This window comes from Paenibacillus sp. 05T425 (assembly GCF_056396205.1).
Genome location: NZ_JBFTLA010000001.1, coordinates 81,868 through 101,518, shown reverse-complemented (window position 1 = coordinate 101,518; position 19,651 = coordinate 81,868). Strand labels below are relative to the sequence as shown.

Below are 19,651 nucleotides of genomic sequence, written 5' to 3'. Positions count from 1 at the left end.
ATGAGACTTACTAAAATAGAACAAAGCTCGGCGTACGCCGTTCTCGTCGTGATATCCGCGATCACCGTCCTGCCGCTGCTCATCGCTTTCTTCACCTCGATGAAGGGTGATGCGGAGTTTTCGCTTGGCGCGGTGAATCTCCTTCCAGATGCTTGGCATTGGGACAATTACGCGAAGGCGCTGCAGAGGGGGGATTGGCCGACTTATTTCAAAAATTCCGCAGTCGTCACGATCGCCGTCGTGGCCGGAAGCCTGCTGATCAACGCGCTCGCCGGCTTCACATTCGCTCGCATTGCATTCAAGGGCAATGTGCCGATCTTTCTGATGATGCTCGCCGGGATGATGGTTCCGGCGCAGGTCGTCATTATTCCGCAGTTTCTGATCATGAAGTCGATCCCGTTGTTTGGGGGCAATGATTGGCTCGGCGCCGGAGGCAACGGATGGCTGGACAGCTACTACGCCTTGATCGTGCCGGAGCTTGCGGGAGCGTTCGGCATCTTTATGGCGCGCCAATTTTACTTGCAGTTCCCGAAGGCGCTCGACGAGGCGGCTTATATGGACGGGGCGGGTTATCTTCGGTTGTTTTTTGCGATCTACTTGCCGCAGAGCGGCCCGCTGGTCGCGACGCTCGGCATATTCAAATTCGTCAGCGTCTGGAATGACTTCTTCCATCCGTTAATTTACACGAACAGCGAGTCTATGCGAACGCTTCAGCTCGGCCTGCAAGTGTTCCGGGGCGAACACGGGGTTCAATACAATCTATTGATGGCGGCTTCCTTGCTCGTATCGCTGCCGATCATCATCATGTTTTTCGTGTTCCAAAAGCAGTTCATTCGCAGCGTTATGGCATCTAGTGTGAAAGGATGAGCAATTAATGAAAGCCATTATGGTTATGTTCGATACGTTGAACCGTCATATGTTATCCCCTTACGGCGGACCGGATTGGATTCGGACGCCCAACTTCAAACGGTTGGCCGAACGAACGGTCGTGTTCGACAACAGCTACGTCGGAAGCATGCCCTGCATGCCGGCCCGCAGGGAGCTGCATACAGGAAGGCATAACTTCCTTCATCGCAGCTGGGGGCCGCTGGAGCCCTTCGACGATTCCGCCATCGAGAAGCTGGGAGAAGCGGGCGTGTATACCCATTTGATTACCGACCATCAGCATTATTGGGAGGACGGCGGCGGGACCTATCATCCGCGTTACCAGTCTTTCGAGCTGATACGCGGTCAAGAAGGGGACCCATGGAAGGGCGAGGTTCGCCATCCGGACGGCCTTCATCTGGAGAACCTTCACCCGATCGCGCGCAAAATGTTCCGTCATGACCGGATTAACCGCAAATATATCGTGGAGACTGATCAATTTCCCCAAGCGCAGACGTTCGCCGGCGGCTTGGAATTCATCGAGCTGAATCATAAGGAGGACCATTGGTTTCTCCAAATCGAGACGTTCGATCCGCATGAACCTTTCTTCAGTCCGGAGGAGTTCAAGAAACTTTACGCTCATGAGTACGAAGGGCGGCTTGCCGATTGGCCCGTGTACGGTCCGGTCACGGAGTCGGTGGAAGACGTGGAACATATGCGCCTCGAATACGCCGCCTTGTTAACGATGTGCGATCATTATTTGGGAAAAGTGCTGGATACGATGGACCGCCTCGATTTGTGGGAGGATACGCTGCTGATCGTGAACACGGACCACGGCTTCCTGCTTGGCGAGCACGATCAATGGGCCAAATGCGTGCAGCCGTTCTACAATGAAGTGGCACATACGCCGATGTTCATTTGGGATCCCCGAAGCGGGGTGAAGGGCGAGCGAAGGGCTAGCCTTGTGCAAACGATCGATCTTCCGGCGACGCTGCTCGACTTCTTCCAAGTGGAGCTGCCGAAGGATATGCAAGGGAAGCCGCTGCGAGGTACGATCGAGAGGGACGAGCCGGTTCGGGAGGCGGCGCTGTTCGGCATTCACGGCGGGCATGTCAACGTGACGGACGGACGCTACGTATATATGAGGTCGGCGGCGACCAAAGAAAACGGACCGTTGTACGACTATACGTTAATGCCGACCCATATGCGCAGCCGGTTCCATACGAGCGAGCTGCAGCAGTTGGAACTGGCGGAACCCTTTGCTTTCACGAAATGCGTCAAACCGCTTAAGATCCCGGCGCGAACCTACGGGAACCTGCACGACTACGGCACGCTGCTGTACGATGTCGCGAAGGATCCTCAGCAAGCCAGGCCGCTGGACGATGCGGAGATCGAAGCACGGATGGTTGCTCATTTGAAGAAGCTCATGAAAGAGAACGAAGCGCCGGTAGAGCAATACGAGCGCCTTGGGATCAAAGCGGAAGACGAGTAAAGTGTTACTGCTTCACGAATGAAGCTATGTTGGATTCTCGCATTAACTTTGCTCCATTTGGAGGGATTCTGGGAGCTATGTTGGATTCTCGCATTAACTTTTGCCATTGTGGTTCAATGACAGCCATGTTAGCTCTAAGTTAATGCAGAAATCCAATATAGCGCTTAATCGGTACTCTGATCGAACAAAGTTACTGCACATATCCAATATAGCTCAATTGTTAGTTAAAGCTTGGTTCATTTTCATATCAGGCAGGAGAGGGACGGTAGATCCGTTGCCTCTCTTTTTTTTTGCATGTTACAGGAAAATATAACCATGTCATCATCCATACGAACTGCAACCATCGTCTCAAATTGATGTCATACGATAAGAGGTTTTGTAGAATGGATTGCAAAGATATTATGAATATATTAAATATATACTTGCGAGAACGGAACGGATTCTGCCGCAAAAGGAGGGGAAGGGAAGTCGCATTCCAACGTCGTTCTCCATAAAATCATTTAACCGAGGTGTATCTAATGCTGCGAAAGTGTACGGTTATCGGGCTTGCGATCGTTTGTACCCTATCGATGACGATGGGTGCAGTTGCATCGGCTGCGGGCGACAAAGAAAAGACGCGGGAGAGCACGATATCCTGGCCGACTGAGCAAGCGCTTCCGAGCTTCTCGAAGGTAAAAGAACTTGATGTGGCGGATATTTACGACGCGCCCGGCGATATCAAGCTGATGCTGGCAACCTTGCAAGGCATCGTTAATCGGGTAGAGCCGCGCGTTTATTTGCTGGAGAACAAAGAAGAGGGCAAGTTTACTTGGCTGAATGATCTGGACGTGAAATATAAGGTGAGGGACGACTATTGGCAAATCGTACGGACGTATGCCAAGGAAGTAAACGGAGTTATCGTCTATGATCCGAAAATCCCGGATTCCGTCAACGTGGCGACGACGCTGGCTGGCTTGAAGGGTGCGGTTGTCGCAAGTCCGGATCTGGCGAAAAAGCTGCAGGCCGCGCCGTACAACTTGAAGGTGCTGGACGATCTGCAAGGCAAATTCAAAGATCGACTGGATGCGTATACCTGGCAGTACGAAAACCTGTGGAGTCAAACGACCAAACGAATGATTGTGGGATTGAGCCCTCAAACCTCGATCAGGCTGCCGGACAATCAGGAAGATTTGTTCACCGTGCTTGGGCAGGATACAACGCAGGAAAGAGACGGAGCAAACAAAAAGGTGTACGACTTTGACCTGAGCGAAAGCCTTGGCGACTCTGATGTGTATCTCCGGTTCGGCGATGCGTTCACGCAGGACGGCTGGGGAGCGGCCGTGCATGAAGTGACGGTGAAAGCGGACGGAGAGACGATCGCCCAATTCACTGCGGGTACTGCGGAGGAAGAGGCGTTCCTGTACGACAGGGACGGATCGCAGGTGTCCGAGGGGCAAGGCGGACATCGCTTTGCCGACAACGGCCGCTATTTCATCTACAAGTTTACGCCGCCGGCCGGCGCCAAGCAGTTGACCGCTTCGGTCGAAATGTGGAATCAATACAAAGTTTCCGTCAGCAGCGTGCAGCCTGTTTCCTCCGAGCAGAAGGAGCCTTACGGCTATCTCCGAGATTATGCGGTAGCCAATAAAGCGATGGTGTTCTGGCTGGACTCCAACGTTCCGGAGCAGCGGGAGCTCTTCGAAAAAATATTGTCCGATGTGAAGCCGGGCACGCCTTATCTAGGTTGGTTCAGCAACGACGTCGACGGCGAGTTCAGCGGCGTCGAGATTACTTCGAACCACGGCGTTTACGTGCTGGCTGCGGACTGGTTCAGCAATTTGACCGTATTCTCGGGCACGAAAGCGAATAAGCCGAAGCCTGCCACAATAAAGACGCCAAAGCTCGAAAATAAAATTTACGTAACCTATACGTTCAGCGAAGGCGACAACTTCCAATACAACCAGCATCGCATGCGGATATTGTGGGATGATCCGAGCCGCGGCAAAGTGCCGCTCAACTGGACGTCCAGCCCGCTGCTCTACGATGCGGCGCCGGCGATGTTGAACTACTTTAACGAAACGGCAACGGCAAATGATCAGATCATCGCGGGACCGTCCGGTGCCGGCTATTTCTATCCGAACGCTTGGCCGGCGCAATCATTCTCCGCTTTCTTGAAGCAGTCGAATTCGTATATGGAGAAAACGGGGATGACTATCCCTTACGTCCTGAATCGGATCGACAGCCAGAACGTACCGTTGGACGATGCCCACGCGGCGGCATACATGAAGGAATATAACCCCGCAGGGATGTTCCTGAGCTGGGAAGACCGTTACGGCATCGAGCTGCTCGGTGGCAAGCTTCCCGTATCAACGATTCAAGGCATCAGCACGGCACAGGACGGAAAAACGATTCTGGAGAACGCCAAAGCCGATTGGGACGGCAAATCTCCTAAGTTCGTTTCGTTGGGGCTGCTTGCATGGAGCCTGACTCCATCGGATATCGCCGAGCTGCAAGCATCGCTCGGACCCGAATTCGCTGCTGTTCGCGCCGATCAATATTTCTCGTTGATTCGCAGCGCCTACGGATTGCCCGTTAAGCCGTAAGATTGTCATAACAAGAGAGGACGCCGGACATTTCGGTCGTCCTCTCCATCGTTTTTCTTGAAATAGCAAACGAAAGGATATATTATATATAACATAACAAATATACGGGAAATTTTGGTGAGCCAATGAAAAATGAAAGATTGCCTTTATACCAGCAAGTCCAGGATTACATTAAAGAGCTGATCCATACCTCGGGCCTCAAGCATGGGGATCGCATTCCGACGGAGAAGGAACTAATGGAGCTTTTTAATGTGAGCAAAATTACGGTTGTGAATGCTTTAGCCGGCTTGGTTAATGAAGGCTCGATTTCCCGTGTGCCGGGCAGAGGCAGCTTCGTCAACAAAGTAAAGCTGGATTCGTCCGAGCTGATATCCGTCCCGGAGCGGCGTTTTGACGAGCGGGAAAGCGGAACCGCCAGAAAGCTAATCGGGCTCGTGATGCCGTCGATTGACGATTATTTTTCCATTCGTTTGATCGAAGGCATCCAGAAAGGGCTGCGGGAGCGCGGGTATCAGTCCGTGATCCAGCTGTCGAACGGCGTGCTGGAGCAGGAGAAGCAGGCGATCAAACTATTTAAGGAGTTCGGCGTCGACGGGCTGCTCATATTCCCGGTGGACGAGGAGCAATATAACGAAGAAATTTTGAGCATGAAGCTAAGCGGCTTTCCGTTCGTGCTGATTGACCGGTTCCTGCCCGGCGTGGAGACGGATTATATCGCGTCGGACGGCAGGATGGGAACTCAGCTTGCCGTAGATTATTTGTGGGAGCAGGGCCATCGCCAAATCGCGATCTGCTCCGACTCGCCCCTGCAGACGGTTACGGTGCAAGAAAGAATCGACGGGTACATGAACGCGCTCAAAAATAAAGGGGCGCTCATTAATCCCGCGCATATCATAACCGAGTTCAGCTTAAGCACGCAGGACGAGGTCCAGACTCATCCTTTGTTCAGATATGTGAAAAACCGGATGGCGACCGCCTATATTACGCTTAACGGCAGACTAGGGGCCCATATTTACCAAATGGCCGAGCAAGCCGGCCTGAACGTGCCGGCGGATTTGTCGATCATTACGTTTGACGATTCCACGGCCATAATGGAAGGGGTCACCGCCTTTACGCATGTCAAGCAATTCGAACACGAAATCGGCTATAAGGCGGCGGAGCTGTTGCTTAGACGCATCCGCTCCGGCGACGAGCCGCGAAGCAAATATAGCAAAATTTTAATCAAACCGGAACTGATTGTCCGTCATTCGACAGGTCCATTTAAGCCTGTGTGACCATCGGACTATGGCAGCCAAACCAAATGAAGGCTCGTCTCAAGGCAGGAACACACTGCCTAAGGGGCGAGCTTTTTTTGTATGACAGTTTTTTGATTGAGTCTTAGGAAGGAGTCTAGCAGTCTATTAAGCAGCTTTAATTGATATATTGAATATATATGTAAAATTAGTAGCGTAATTCGACAAAATGATCGAGTTAACGCTATTTTTCTTTGTTTTTTCTGTGGTTCAAAAGTAACTGAAACCCGCATTAATACAGGGAATATGCTCCTATAGCCAGCTGATGTCCATAGGATCGCTGCTAAGGCGAATAGGTCCTTTCAAAAGGTACTAAAAAGAATATTCAAAAATATATTGAATATATACAAATGTGAAGTTATACTGTGGTGGAGAAATACAGTCTTTGGAAAATCCGATGCGGCATGCATCCATCAGGCAAGGAGGACTTGCGTATGACCAGAGATCGAAGGGAAGAAAAAACCGGATTTCAGGAATCGGCCCCTTATCGGGCTTCCTATGATTTGCAGACGGATTTTGTGATGGTGTACGGCATCGACGATACGATGCCCGAGCGGATTCGCCAGTGGAAGGAACGGGGTTATATCGTCCATTTGATGACGGGAGTGGCATGGGGAGAGTATCAGGACTACTTGAACGGCCTTGTCGATGGGCGCGACCATTGGGACGAAGCTCAGACCAACCGGAACGGTGAGCGGATCATCCACGGGGATACGCCAGATGTTCCCTACATGGTGCCGACGCTTGCTTATACGAATTTTTTAGCTAAACAAATACGGATTGCGGTAGAGGCAGGCGTCGAAGCCATTCATCTGGAAGAGCCGGAATTTTGGGTGGACGGAGGTTATTCCGAAGCGTTCAAGCGGGAATGGAGGCTTTATTACCGAGAGCCATGGTCCGCTCCGCATTCGTCTCCGGATGCGCAGTTCAGAGCTTCGAAGCTGAAGGCGCATCTGTATACGCGCAGCCTGGACCGGTTGTGCACGGAGATGAAGGAGTACGCCCTCACCGCATATGGCCGCGACTTGCGCTTTTATGTGCCGACCCATAGCTTGATCAACTACACGCAATGGAGAATCGTCAGCCCGGAATCGGGACTGATCGATCTGCCTTCCGTAGACGGTTATATCGCCCAGATTTGGACGGGAACGGCGCGGACGCCCAATGTATATCAAGGCGTGCGCAAAGAACGGACTTTTGAAACCGCTTATCTGGAATACGGAATTATGCAGGAGCTGGTAAGGGGAACCGGAAGGCGCATGTGGTTTCTGCATGATCCGATCGAAGACAATCCGAACCACACCTGGGAAGATTACGGACAAAATTATAAGCGGACGGTAACGGCATCGCTGCTGCATCCCGATGTGTCCCGCTACGAGGTTTCCCCGTGGCCGAGGCGAATCTTTGAAGGAAAATATCCTTCGGAGGACGGCAGCGGAAAAACGACGATTCCGCCGGATTATGCGACGCTGCTGCTGCAAGTCATGCACACGCTCGGCAATATGGAGCAGACGCCGGACGGGGCGGAGCAGACAGAGTCCTGTATCGGCGTATTGATTGCCGATTCGTCGATGTTCCAGCGAATGAAGATGGATGAAGCGTCTTCTGCCAGTGCCGGCAAATATGACGGCACCGATCCGGAAGGGTTCGAGAAGGACGGTGATACGGAGCTGCTGGACTTCTCCCCGTTCTACGGATTGGCGCTGCCCCTGCTCAAGCACGGGATTCCGGTTCGGCCGGTCCAGCTCGACAACGTGCGGAGGTTCGCCCGGTATTTGAACGGCTACCGGGTGCTATTGCTCAGCTACGAATTTATGAAGCCGGAATACCCGGATCTCCATTTTGCCTTGGCCGGCTGGGTCAGAAACGGAGGCGTGCTCGTATATGTCGGCGATGACGCCGATCCTTATCACGGTATCCGCGCATGGTGGAACGAAGACGGACACAGCTACGCATCCCCCCGCGGACATTTGTTCGAGCAGCTTGATGTAAAGGTTGATTCGGGAAGCGGGCTTTATCGCTCCGGCAAAGGCGTTGTCGCCTATCTTCCGGTCGCACCGGATGAATGCGCCGCATCCGTCGAAGGCGCGAATGCCTTGCGCGCAATCGTAAGAGAGGCGATGGAAGCGCTTGGAGATCCGGCATGCCGCTGGCAGCCGAAACACGATTTCACGCTGCGGCGCGGACCATACATTATTGCGGCAGCACTTGACGAGTCGGTCTTGGACTCGCTAGTCACGATTCCGGGCCCTGTCGTCGATTTGTTCGAACCGCTCCTGCCGGTGCGGCAGGAGATGCGGATTGCGCCAGGAGAGCAAGCTTTCCTGTTCGACTTGGAGAGGGGAAGGCCGGCAGATGGCCGCGTTGCGTGCATAGCCGCTTCCTCGCGTATCGAATCGCTAGAGCAGAGCGGAGCGGGATTCTCATTTCAGCCGAAAGGTCCGGAGGGGATCATGGCGGCAGCAAGATTTTATTGCCCGCGGGAGCCTCTGTCGGCAATGCGCCTCAGCGGAGGCAGCAACGATCCCATTCCGTTCGAATGGGACGCGCCGTCGTCGACGGTGCTGCTAAGGTACGAGCATTGCAGCGATGGGGACGTCATGGTGAACGTCGGTTGGGAAAGCTGAACATTAGCCGAAAAGGAGACATGATATGCCATACGAAACGGTAAAGCCGGAGCGGCTGAAAGCGATGCTGGAAGACTGGAAGGAACGGATCTATACTCCGCTGGAAGAGCTGCGCGTCACGGCTTGGGTCACCTCGGAGCCGGTACCTTATGAAGAGAGGATGTCTGGTCGGTGGATGGAGCTGTTCCCGGGAGACCGATGGGGAGGTTTGTGGGATTGCGCCTGGTTCCGCTTCGAAGGCGAAGTTCCCGAATCGGCCAAAGGGGCCAAGGTGGTGCTGCTGATTGACGTCAACGGCGAGCTTTGTCTGGTCGACGAAGATGGTTCGCCGAGACAAGGACTGACCAATATCAATTCGGAGTTCGATTATTCGCTTGGCCTGCCGGGCAAGCGGGTCGTCCACGTGAGCGAAGCGTCGACAGGTTCGGAAACGATCGAAGTATGGGGTGATGCGGGCTGCAACGATTTGTTCGGACGGTATCGCAGCGGCACGCTTAAGGAGGCGGTGATCGCCATATGCCGCGAAAACCTCAGGGGACTGTATTACGACGGGGAAGTGCTGCTGGAAACGGCGGAGCGGCTGCCGGCCGGTTCGGCGAGGAAGGAGCGGATTCTGCAAGCTCTGTACGAGGTTTCGCTGCTTATGACCGAGTTGACGGATGAACGGATTTCCCGCGCGAGTGGCATCTTTCGCGAGCAACTGGCGAAGCGGGGAGGCGATCCCGTGCTGACGATTCACGCCGTTGGCCACGCGCATATCGATTTGGCGTGGTTGTGGCCCATCCGGGAGACGATCCGCAAGGGGGCGAGAACGTTCTCGACGGCGCTTCGGATGCTGGAGCGTTATCCCGACTATGTATTCGGAGCGAGCCAGCCGCAGCTATACGATTGGATGAAGCGGAGTTATCCGAAGCTTTATGAGGAAATCGTTCAGCGCGTGAATGAAGGACGTTGGGAACCGCAAGGCGCGATGTGGGTAGAAGCGGATACGAACGTTCCGGGCGGCGAGTCGCTTGTCCGGCAGCTGCTGTACGGCAAACGGTTTTTCCAACAGGAATTCGGTCAGGAAATGAAATCGTTATGGATGCCCGACGTGTTCGGGTATACCGCCAGCTTGCCGCAATTGCTGAAAAAAGCGGGCGTCGATTACATGATGACGCAGAAGCTGTCTTGGAGCACCTATAACCGGCATCCGCACCATACGTTCATGTGGGAAGGGATCGACGGTTCCCAGGTGCTGATGCATATGCCGCCCGAAGATACTTACAACAGCCCGGCCGCGCCGCGTTCCATCGTGAAAGCGGAGACGGACTATCTCGACAAAAACGTGTCGGAGCATTGCCTGATGTTGTTCGGAATCGGCGACGGCGGAGGCGGCCCCGGCGAAGAGCATCTGGAGCGTCTGTCCCGCGAGAAGAACTTGCTGGGTTTAAGTCCGGTCGTTCAGACGCCGTCCTCGGTCTTTTTCGAGAAGCTGGAGCAAAACGCCGAGCGCTACCAAACCTGGAGAGGCGAGCTGTATCTCGAGAAGCATCAAGGCACGCTGACAAGTCAAGCGCGGAACAAACGGTATAACCGGAAGCTGGAGAAGGCGCTGCGGGAGCTGGAGTTCGCGGCTTCGCTTGCCGGGAAGCTTTGCGAATACCCGTATCCGGCCGAGGCGCTCGAGGACATTTGGAAGGAAGTGCTGCTGTACCAATTCCATGATATTTTGCCGGGCTCTTCGATCAAGCGGGTATACGACGAATCACTGGAACGGTATGCGTTGCTGCAGGAACGCGTCGATTCGATGATTGCGGATGCATACGGTGCAATCGCCCTCCGGCTGCCGCCCGCGCAGTCGCCGGCAATCAAGCCGCTAGCCGTATTTAATTCCTTGCCCTGGAGGCGGGAAGAGTGGGTGAAGGAAGCCGGACGATGGATGCGCGTGTCCGTACCTCCGATGGGATACGCGCTGGCAGAGCCTGAGGATACATCCGCGGTCATGTCGGAAACAGCCGCCGCGGCGGAATCGCCGACGGCCGCTCAAGAGCCCCGCGTGACGACGGAGGGACATAGCCTGGAGAATGATCTGCTCCTGCTGACCTTCTCGCAGGATGGCTCGATCGTATCCGTCTACGATAAGGAGTATCGGCGCGAAATCGTGCAAGCGGGCGGAAAAGCAAACGAATTGCGCGTATTTAGCGACGATGGGGATGCATGGGACTTCCGTCAGGATTACCGGATGACGGGAGGCAGGACGCTTCAACTGGAGGATGCCGCTTCGTTCGCGGATGGACCGACGGCAGGTCTTGTCCAACGTTACCGAATCGGAGAATCTCGCCTGACGCAGAGGGTATTGCTAACTCAGGGCAGCCGCAGAATCGACTTTGAGACACATGTCGATTGGCGGGAATCGGGCAAGATGCTGCGCACTTCGTTCCCGGTGAACATCCGTACGGATGTCGTCAACTGCGACATTCAATTCGGTTATTTGAAGCGGCCGACGCATCGGAACACGATGTGGGATTATGCAAAGGATGAAATTTGCGCGCATCATTGGATCGATCTGTCGGAACCGGATTACGGCGTCGCATTGCTGAACGATTGCAAATACGGACACCGGGCGGAAGGCGGCGTGCTTGATTTGAACTTGCTGCGCAGCCCTTCCTATCCCGATCCCGAGGCTGACCGGGGAGAGCATACGTTTACGTATTCGTTGTATCCGCATCCGGGCGACCATGTACAGGCGGAGGTGTACAAGCGAGGTTACGAGCTGAATGTTCCGCTGCAGGTTGTTGCCGTTCCGGAAGGCAGCGCGGCGGAGAAGCTTGCGGAGACGTTCGCCTTCCTAAGTCTCGATCATCCGAATGTCATGGTGGAAGCGGTCAAACAAGCCGAGGACGGAGAAGATCTAATTGTCCGGCTTTACGAAACGGCGGGTACCCGCGTCCATACGGCGCTTCGCTTCGGATGCGAGGCACGTGAAGCGTGGCAGTCCGATCTGATGGAAAATAAGCTCGAAGCGATGCCGGTCGAAGGGAACGAGATTCGATTGACGTTTGCTCCGTTTGAAATTATAACGCTCAGATTAACGATTCCAGCTGGGACGGCTAAGCGAGGGGGAGGCGTATGACGGCTTCTTTTCTTTGGAGGCGAATTTGGAAGCACAAAGTTTTTTATCTGTTCCTGCTGCCGGGGGTGATCTGGTTTTTCATCTTTTCCTACGTTCCGCTATTCGGCATTCAAGTGGCGTTCCGCGATTACACGTTTTCGGGCGGATTTACGGGCAGTCCTTGGGCTGGAATGAAATACTTTCAACAGTTTTTCGATTATTACAAGTCGGAGGAGATTATCCGCAACACCATCTTGATCAGTTTCCTGAAGCTGGCGATCGGCTTCCCGATGCCGATTCTGCTCGCCATTCTGCTTAACGAGGTGCGCAGGCTTAAATTCAAAAAAGTCGTGCAAACGCTTTCGTATCTACCGTATTTTGTATCTTGGATTGTGGTGGTTACGTTGATGCAGCGGCTTTTATCGCCTTACGGGGGACCCGTTAACGAGCTTCTTTCCCTCTTTGGCATCGAACATATTCAATTCTTATACAATCCGAACTGGTTCTACCAAGTAATCGTCGGCTCGGACGTGTGGAAGAACATCGGATGGAATTCGATCATCTATATGGCCGCAATCGCGGGCATTGATCAGCAGCAGTACGAGGCGGCCAAAATCGACGGAGCGAACCGCTTCCGCCAAATCTGGCATGTGACGCTGCCGGGCGTTCGCAATATCGCCATCATCCTGTTCATTCTGTCGATCGGAAGCCTGATGAGCGCCGGATACGAGCAATTGCTGCTACTGAGCGGCCCGCCTACGGCCAGCATCGGCAGCGTGCTTGATGTTCATGTCATTACTTCCGGCATTGGCGAAGGCCGATTGAGTTACGCGGCCGCGGTCGGATTGTTCCAAAGCTTGATTGGCTTGATTCTCATTGTGACGGTGAACCGAATCGCCCGTAAAGTGAGCGACGTATCTCTTTTCTAAAAAAGGAAGTGATTGGATGAAACGCCGATTTTCCGTTTTTACGATACTGAATTATGTGGTGCTTGCGTTGATAGGATTTTCGATGGTATACCCGTTTATTTATATTTTGGCGTATTCGTTGAACGACGGGAAAGATTCGATGATGGGCTCCTTGTACTTTCTCCCGCGCAAGTGGACGCTGGACAATTATGCGGAAGTTTTCGAGAATGCCCGTATTTGGCAAGCGTACAAAATCACCCTGCTGCGCACGCTGATCGGCACCTTCCTGCATGTGGGACTTAGCACGCTGATGGCGTACGCCTTGTCCAAAAAAACGTTGCCGGGCAGATCGTTTTTTTCCTTCTACATTTTTCTGCCGACCATCTTCAGCGCGGGGTTCATTCCGTTTTTCATTACGCTGCAGAAGCTTCATCTGATCAACACCTTCTGGGTGTACGTCATTCCGATGCTGTTCAGCTTTATGCACATCGTCATTCTCCGCACCTTCCTTCAAGGCATACCCGAGGAGCTGGAGGAATCGGCCCGCATTGACGGTTATGGCGATTTCCAAATATTCGCCCGCATTATTTTGCCGCTGTCGGGTCCGGTGCTTGCGACAATCTCTTTGTTTATCGGGGTGTCCCATTGGAACGACTGGTTTTCGGGCGCCTACTACGTGTCGAATAAAAACTTGATCCCGGTGCAAACGATGTTGCAGGAAATGCTGACGCAAGCGGAAGCGTTCTCGTCATCGGCGCAACGGGCAGCGCAGCAGGGCGGGCAGACGGTTAATACCGGCGTGCAAGGTTCGACGCCCGAATCGCTGCGAATGGCTTTGCTTGTCATTACGGTTTTTCCGATCTTGTGCGTATATCCCTTCCTTCAGCGTTTTTTCGTCAAAGGCGTCATGATCGGCTCTGTCAAAGGATAAGGGTTCCCTTGAGGACTTTATCATACAAATGACTATTTTCAGGGAGGTTTCTGTATGAAGAAGCTGTACGGAAAAGGCGCAACGGTGTTGCTTGCGGCTGCGCTCGTGATCGGATCTTTGGCTGGATGCGCGAACAATGAGGAGCCAGGGAATAAAGGCGGAGAGGGGGGCGCTTCCGGCAACAAAGAAGTGACGCTTCGCGTGCTTCATAACTGGAACGGCTCCACGGGTTCGGAAGTCGACATGACGCCGGTCGAAGAAGTCATCAAGGAAAAAACAGGCGTTACGGTCGAATGGGAATACACGACGGGAAGCGAAACCGAAAAGGTTAATGCGATCTTCGCCACGCAGGATCTACCGGACATTTATACGGGGCCGGCATGGGGCGGAGAGCTCGACGGCATCATCAAAGCAGCCAACGAAGGCCAGTTGGTCGACTTCTCGGATAAGCTCGACAAATACCCGAACTTGGCGAAATCGATCGCGAAAGAAAACGTACCCCCGGCTCTCTACGAAAAGGCGATTGACGCATATGACGGCAAAAAATATTTGCTGCTTCAAAACCAGCCTGCCACGGACGCGGACGGGATTGATTGGCTGTACGGCTTCTATGTGCGGAAGGATATTGCGGAGCAGATCGGCGTCGATCCGCAATCGGTCAAGACGAAAGACGATTTCTACAACTTTCTGAAAAAAATCAAAGATTCGAAGTTGGAAGCGAACGGTCAGCCGGTCATCCCGCTGGGCGGCTTCAGCAACGGCTGGGCGGTAGGCATCGGCAACACGATGTTTTACGGCGGCGCCGGTTACGTCGACAAAGGAGACGGCACGCTTGAGAATGCTTTCTTCTCCGAAGGATATGACGAATACACGTTATATTATCGCAAGCTGATGTCCGAGGGACTGCTGGATGCGGAGGCGTTCACGCAGACCGACCCGATTGCCAAGGAAAAAATATCGCAAGGACGCGTCGCCGTACTAGCCGCGCATTATCCGGCAATTCTTGACGCAACCAAGGAATATGCCAAAGCGAATCCGGGCAGCGAGTTCGTGCCGGTAGGCCCGCTGGAGTGGGCAGGCGCGGAGTCGAACCGTCCCGTTGATCTTGGTATTCAAGGAAACAACGTCACGGCGATTACGAAAGCGGTCAAAGACGTAGACGCCGCGCTCCGGCTGCTGGATTACTTGGCATCGGACGAAGGTTTTATGCTCACTCGTTACGGTGTGGAGGGCGTTCATTGGGATATGGTAGACGGCAAGCCGACGCCGAAGAAGGAATGGTTCGATAAGTTCGCGAACGATACGTCGGGCAAGCTGATCGAACGCAAAAACCAAGGGCTGGAGATCGGTTTCAACTCGATGTCGGGAATGGACCGAATCAACTCCGTGGGCGCCGGCGACATCTGGCAGGATCAAGAGCGGAAGGACACGATGGATAACGCCCGCAAAATTTTGCGCCCGAACGGCATCAAAGTGATAACCGGCTATAATCCCGGCGATGTCATTATAAAACACGAGAAGTGGGAATCGCTGAAGCCGTCGATGGACAAAACCGGCGATGCCTGGAAAGAGGCCGTATATGCCAAGTCGGATGAAGCGGCGCTGAAAATATTAAACGAGCTGCGCGAGCAGATGAAGAAAACCGGCTACGAAGAAGCGATGCAATATACGAACGAACAATTAAAGGGAAAAGAAGTCGTAACGATGCAGCTGCCGAACTGATTTCGGCCGAGAGGAGAATGGAAAGTGGCACAAACATTAACGCAAACATTAAGACCTCCGTCCGTCCCGCTTATCGCTGTCGATCCTTACTTTAGCGTCTGGTCGGCGGCGGACCGCTTGTATGACGAACATACAACTCATTGGACGAACAAACGCAACAGCATGGCCGGCATCATCCGAATCGACGGCAAAGCGAGAAGGTTCATGGGAAAGATTGATCTCACCGATCTTGCCCGCGTCAATGAGCTGCCGGCGATGGAGCAAATAAGCGTAAAGGTCGAGCCGCTCACAAGCACCTATGTGTTCGAGGCGGACGGAATCGAGCTGGAGGCGGCCTTTATGACGCCGCTTCTGCAGGACGACCTGGAGCTGCTGTCGAGACCCGCGTCCTACATGACGTTCCGCGTTCGCTCTATCGACGGCAAGCCGCATAACGTCCAGCTTTATATCGACCTGTCGGCTGAGTTATGCGTACACGCGACGGATCAGGCCGTCACCTGGTCACGCGCGGAGACCGGCGAACGAGTCGCCGCCATGCGCATCGGCACGGAAGAACAGCCGATTCTGGGCCGAATCGGAGACGACACGCGGATCGACTGGGGATATGTATACTTGGCAGTTCCGAAATCGGAAGGCTTGCAGACGGCGATCCATTCCGCCAAGATGCGTATGAGGTTTGCGGATTCCGGACAATTGCCGGAGAAGGACGATGTTGCTTATCCGCGCGAGGCTGCGGATGATCCCGTGGCAATGGCTGCCGTCTTCGATTTCGGCGAAACGGGCGAGCAGCCCTTATCGCGATATGCGATCGCGGCATACGACGATGTTCATGCCATCGAATATTTCGGCAAACCGCTCGATGCGTACTGGCGGAAAGCTGGGATGACGTTCGAAGAGATGCTGAACCTGGCGGCGGAGCAATATGACGAGCTCGTCGTCCGCTGCGGGGACTTCAACCGGAAGCTGATCCATGAGAGCACCCAAGCGGGCGGGGAGAAATATGCGGATATGCTGTCGCTCGCCTACCGCCAGGCCATTGCGGCTCATAAGCTGGTTGCCGGCGAGCAAGGGGAGCTGCTGTTTTTCTCCAAGGAAAACTTCAGCAACGGCTGTATCGCCACCGTCGATGTCAGCTACCCTTCGATTCCGCTATTCCTGCACGGCAATCCGGAGCTGGTGAAAGGGATGATGCGGCCGATCTTCAAATATGCAGCCAGCGAAGAGTGGACGTTCGACTTTGCGCCGCATGACGTAGGTTGTTACCCGGCGGCGAACGGTCAAGTGTACGGGGAGAACAAGCTGGAGTACCAGATGCCGATCGAGGAATGCGGCAATATGCTGATCATGGCTGCCGCCGTATGCGTGTACGAGGGGAATGCGGAGTTTGCGCGCGAGCATTGGGAGTTGCTTACCCGCTGGGCCGCCTATCTGAAGGAGCATGGCATGGATCCGGCCAATCAGCTGTGCACGGACGACTTCGCGGGGCATTTGGCCCATAACGCCAACCTGTCCATCAAAGCGATCATCGGCATCGGCGGCTATTCGATTTTGTGCTCGATGCTGGGAGACCGTGAAGGAGAGACGTATCTTGCGACGGCCAAGGAAATGGCGACCAAATGGGTGGAGACGGCAAGCGCCGGCGATCACTACAAGCTGACCTTCGACAGCTCGCCGGATACGTGGAGCCTTAAGTATAATCTGGTGTGGGACCGCCTGTTTGGCCTTCATCTGTTCCCGACTAGCGTTGCTGAGGACGAAATCAAGCATTACCTGGCTAAGCAAAACGAGTTCGGTACGCCGCTCGACAGCCGTAGTACCTATACGAAAGCGGATTGGCTGGTTTGGAGCGCGTCGATGGCGACATCGAAAGAGCAATTCGAGCAGCTTGTCGAACCGCTTTGGCATTTCTTGAACGAAACGCCAAGCCGGGTTCCGTTCACTGATTGGTACGATACGGTCAGCGGCAAGCAGATTGGCTTTCAGAACCGTTCGGTAGTCGGTGGCTTGTTCCTGCCATTATTAAAGGCGTTCTAAAGCGCCGAATTATACGAGCACGGATAACGGCCTCGATTCCGCTTGATGCGGGTCGAGGCCGTTTCGCTGCGATTATTTTTCTCGAAACGCTTGACATGGAAAAATCTGCTCGACTATAATCGTAATAATTACGAATAAGAGAGGAATGAGCCTCATGCGCGTTACGATTACGCTTGCTTGCACGGAAACCGGAGACAGAAACTACACGACGACGAAAAACAAAAGAACGACGCCTCACCGGCTTGAGCTCCGCAAATACAGTCCGAGGTTAAAGCGTATTACTTTGCACCGGGAAACGAGATAGCGGGATTTGATTGGACTGTATATTTTCCAAGCAAAAGTATTTTTTTCGCTGCAAGAAACGATTTGATTGGACGGTATCCATTCAAAGAAATGGAGTGTCTGGTTCACGGTCGTTCTTTTTTTGAACCTTAATCGTAATAATTACGCTTTACTAGTTGTACTATAGGAGGATTTATTGTGAAAAGAAGAAATAAAACTCGTTTCATGCTTTTGTTTATCGTTTCCATCATTCTGCTAGCCGGCTGCAGCCAAAGCAAAACGGAAGAGGCGGGCGGATCTGCAAATATAGAAGAGGCTGCCGAATTAGTTTATGCATCGTCCAAAGATATCAATGACATGAATCCCCATTTGTACGCAGGCTCGATGCCGGCCCAAGGCATGGTGTACGAATCGCTGGTCGAGAACACGGCAGAAGGCATCAAGCCTTTGCTCGCCGAGTCCTGGGACATCTCGAATGGCGGCAAAACGTACACGTTCCATCTAAGGAAGGACGTGAAGTTCCATGACGGGGAGCCGTTCAACGCCGAAGCGGTGAAACAAAACATCGAAGCCGTGCAAAGCAATGCGGAGAAGCACGCTTGGATCAAGCTATCGACGAAATTAGTGAAGGTAACGGCAGTAGACGAATACACAGCCGAGCTGGAGCTGTCGGAGCCCTACTACCCGACTTTATTGGAGCTCTCGATGACGAGGCCGTTCGTATTCATTTCGCCGAAGGATTTCATTAACGGAGGAACCGAGGAGGGGGTAAGCGGCTATCACGGCACCGGGCCTTACAAGCTCGCCGATCATAAAGTCGATGAGTATGCGACGTTCGAAGCGAATGAGAGCTATTGGAACGGCGCGCCCGCGATTAAGAAAGTGACCTCGAAGGTGCTGCCGGCAGGAGAAACGACGTTGCTCGCCTTGCAGAAAGGGGAGGTCAACTTCGTGTTCACGGATGATCGCGGCGCGGACAGCATCGACGTGGAAGCGATGAACCGATTAGTGGAGTCCGGCGACTATCAGCTCGTTCGAAGCGATCCCATGAATACGAAAATGATCGTCGCGAATAGCAGTAAATCGGAAAGTCCGGTAAGCGAAACGGCCGTTCGCGAAGCGATTTGGCATGCGATCGATAGAGAAACGATCAGCGACGCCGTTTTTAACGGCACGGAGGCAGTAGCGAATACGTTATTCTCTTCTAATGTCAATTATGCGGATGTCGATCTGGAGAAGCGGGATTATGATTTGGATTATGCCAAACAGTTACTTACGCAGGCGGGATGGAAACAAGGGAACGATTCCGCAGTAAGAACGAAAGCAGGCCGTACTCTAACGCTTCAATTGTATTATGATTCGAATTCGTCCTCGCAAAAAACGCAGGCTGAGTTTATCCAAAGCTCATTGCTAGAAATCGGCATGCAGCTGGACATTATCGGCGAGGAATCGACTTCGATCGCGAACAGAAGGTCGACCGGGGAATATGACTTGTTGTTCAATCAAACATGGGGGCTAGCGTATGATCCACAGAGCACGATCGCCGCGTTTACTTCCAGCTCCGCCTACTTGCATACTACGAGCGGCATAGCCGGAGCGGACGAACTTTACGGGAGCATCGAGGAAGTGATGGCGACGACGGACGAGGCCAAGCGGAAGGACTTATACGCCCGCATCTTGACGATCGTCCATGATGAAGCCGTCTTTATTCCGATTACGAACGGCAGCGTTACGGTTGTGGCGCGGGCGGACGTAACCGGCATATCTTTCAAGCAGACGCAATTCGAGCTGCCGTTCGAACGGCTGAAATTCGAATAAGAGTC

12 protein-coding genes are annotated in these 19,651 nt (G+C 53.5%); all 12 read left to right on the top strand.

Going from position 1 to position 19,651, the window contains the following annotated elements:
- The 12 genes from AC1DF0_RS00390 to cntA all read left to right on the top strand — a co-directional run bounded on the left by AC1DF0_RS00390 (window position 1) and on the right by cntA (window position 19,646).
- Window positions 1-867: a carbohydrate ABC transporter permease gene (locus AC1DF0_RS00390; RefSeq protein ID WP_477572705.1), complete on the top strand. Its 867-nt coding sequence runs from the start codon at window positions 1-3 to the stop codon at window positions 865-867.
- Between the two features lie 7 nt (window positions 868-874).
- Window positions 875-2,356 (top strand): sulfatase, encoded by a 1,482-nt coding sequence (locus tag AC1DF0_RS00385; RefSeq protein WP_477572704.1) that lies wholly within the window; start codon window positions 875-877, stop codon window positions 2,354-2,356.
- Window positions 2,357-2,874: 518 nt separating this feature from the next.
- On the top strand, window positions 2,875-4,938 hold the full coding sequence (locus AC1DF0_RS00380; RefSeq protein WP_477572703.1) for a GxGYxYP domain-containing protein: 2,064 nt from the start codon (window positions 2,875-2,877) through the stop codon (window positions 4,936-4,938).
- Between the two features lie 125 nt (window positions 4,939-5,063).
- Window positions 5,064-6,212, top strand: coding sequence for a GntR family transcriptional regulator (locus AC1DF0_RS00375; protein WP_477572702.1), 1,149 nt, complete (start codon window positions 5,064-5,066; stop codon window positions 6,210-6,212).
- Between the two features lie 452 nt (window positions 6,213-6,664).
- The gene (locus AC1DF0_RS00370; RefSeq protein WP_477572701.1) at window positions 6,665-8,857 is read left to right on the top strand and encodes a hypothetical protein; all 2,193 of its coding nucleotides are present in this window, start codon (window positions 6,665-6,667) and stop codon (window positions 8,855-8,857) included.
- Window positions 8,858-8,882: 25 nt separating this feature from the next.
- A complete protein-coding gene (locus AC1DF0_RS00365) occupies window positions 8,883-11,972 on the top strand; it encodes an alpha-mannosidase (protein WP_477572700.1) in 3,090 nt (1,029 codons plus the stop codon).
- A complete protein-coding gene (locus AC1DF0_RS00360) occupies window positions 11,969-12,880 on the top strand; it encodes an ABC transporter permease (RefSeq protein WP_477572699.1) in 912 nt (303 codons plus the stop codon). Before AC1DF0_RS00365 ends, AC1DF0_RS00360 begins: the two co-directional genes overlap by 4 nt.
- Window positions 12,881-12,896: 16 nt before the next feature.
- Window positions 12,897-13,790: a carbohydrate ABC transporter permease gene (locus AC1DF0_RS00355; RefSeq protein ID WP_477572698.1), complete on the top strand. Its 894-nt coding sequence runs from the start codon at window positions 12,897-12,899 to the stop codon at window positions 13,788-13,790.
- Between the two features lie 54 nt (window positions 13,791-13,844).
- Entirely contained in the window at window positions 13,845-15,512 is a 1,668-nt protein-coding gene (locus AC1DF0_RS00350; protein ID WP_477572697.1) for a type 2 periplasmic-binding domain-containing protein, read from the top strand.
- 24 nt (window positions 15,513-15,536) lie between these two features.
- On the top strand, window positions 15,537-17,546 hold the full coding sequence (locus AC1DF0_RS00345) for a glutaminase family protein (RefSeq protein WP_477572696.1): 2,010 nt from the start codon (window positions 15,537-15,539) through the stop codon (window positions 17,544-17,546).
- Between the two features lie 154 nt (window positions 17,547-17,700).
- Window positions 17,701-17,850 (top strand): 50S ribosomal protein L33, encoded by a 150-nt coding sequence (rpmG, locus tag AC1DF0_RS00340; RefSeq protein ID WP_442048899.1) that lies wholly within the window; start codon window positions 17,701-17,703, stop codon window positions 17,848-17,850.
- Between the two features lie 173 nt (window positions 17,851-18,023).
- Window positions 18,024-19,646 (top strand): staphylopine-dependent metal ABC transporter substrate-binding lipoprotein, encoded by a 1,623-nt coding sequence (gene cntA, locus AC1DF0_RS00335; RefSeq protein ID WP_477573116.1) that lies wholly within the window; start codon window positions 18,024-18,026, stop codon window positions 19,644-19,646.
- Window positions 19,647-19,651: the final 5 nt, after the last annotated feature.

What these genes read in the sequence shown, in the direction of transcription:
- AC1DF0_RS00390 (WP_477572705.1), top strand. Translation starts at nt 1, where the DNA reads ATGAGACTTACTAAAATAGAACAAAGCTCGGCGTACGCCGTTCTCGTC.
- AC1DF0_RS00385 (WP_477572704.1), top strand. Translation starts at nt 875, where the DNA reads ATGAAAGCCATTATGGTTATGTTCGATACGTTGAACCGTCATATGTTA.
- AC1DF0_RS00380 (WP_477572703.1), top strand. Translation starts at nt 2,875, where the DNA reads ATGCTGCGAAAGTGTACGGTTATCGGGCTTGCGATCGTTTGTACCCTA.
- AC1DF0_RS00375 (WP_477572702.1), top strand. Translation starts at nt 5,064, where the DNA reads ATGAAAAATGAAAGATTGCCTTTATACCAGCAAGTCCAGGATTACATT.
- AC1DF0_RS00370 (WP_477572701.1), top strand. Translation starts at nt 6,665, where the DNA reads ATGACCAGAGATCGAAGGGAAGAAAAAACCGGATTTCAGGAATCGGCC.
- AC1DF0_RS00365 (WP_477572700.1), top strand. Translation starts at nt 8,883, where the DNA reads ATGCCATACGAAACGGTAAAGCCGGAGCGGCTGAAAGCGATGCTGGAA.
- AC1DF0_RS00360 (WP_477572699.1), top strand. Translation starts at nt 11,969, where the DNA reads ATGACGGCTTCTTTTCTTTGGAGGCGAATTTGGAAGCACAAAGTTTTT.
- AC1DF0_RS00355 (WP_477572698.1), top strand. Translation starts at nt 12,897, where the DNA reads ATGAAACGCCGATTTTCCGTTTTTACGATACTGAATTATGTGGTGCTT.
- AC1DF0_RS00350 (WP_477572697.1), top strand. Translation starts at nt 13,845, where the DNA reads ATGAAGAAGCTGTACGGAAAAGGCGCAACGGTGTTGCTTGCGGCTGCG.
- rpmG (WP_442048899.1), top strand. Translation starts at nt 17,701, where the DNA reads ATGCGCGTTACGATTACGCTTGCTTGCACGGAAACCGGAGACAGAAAC.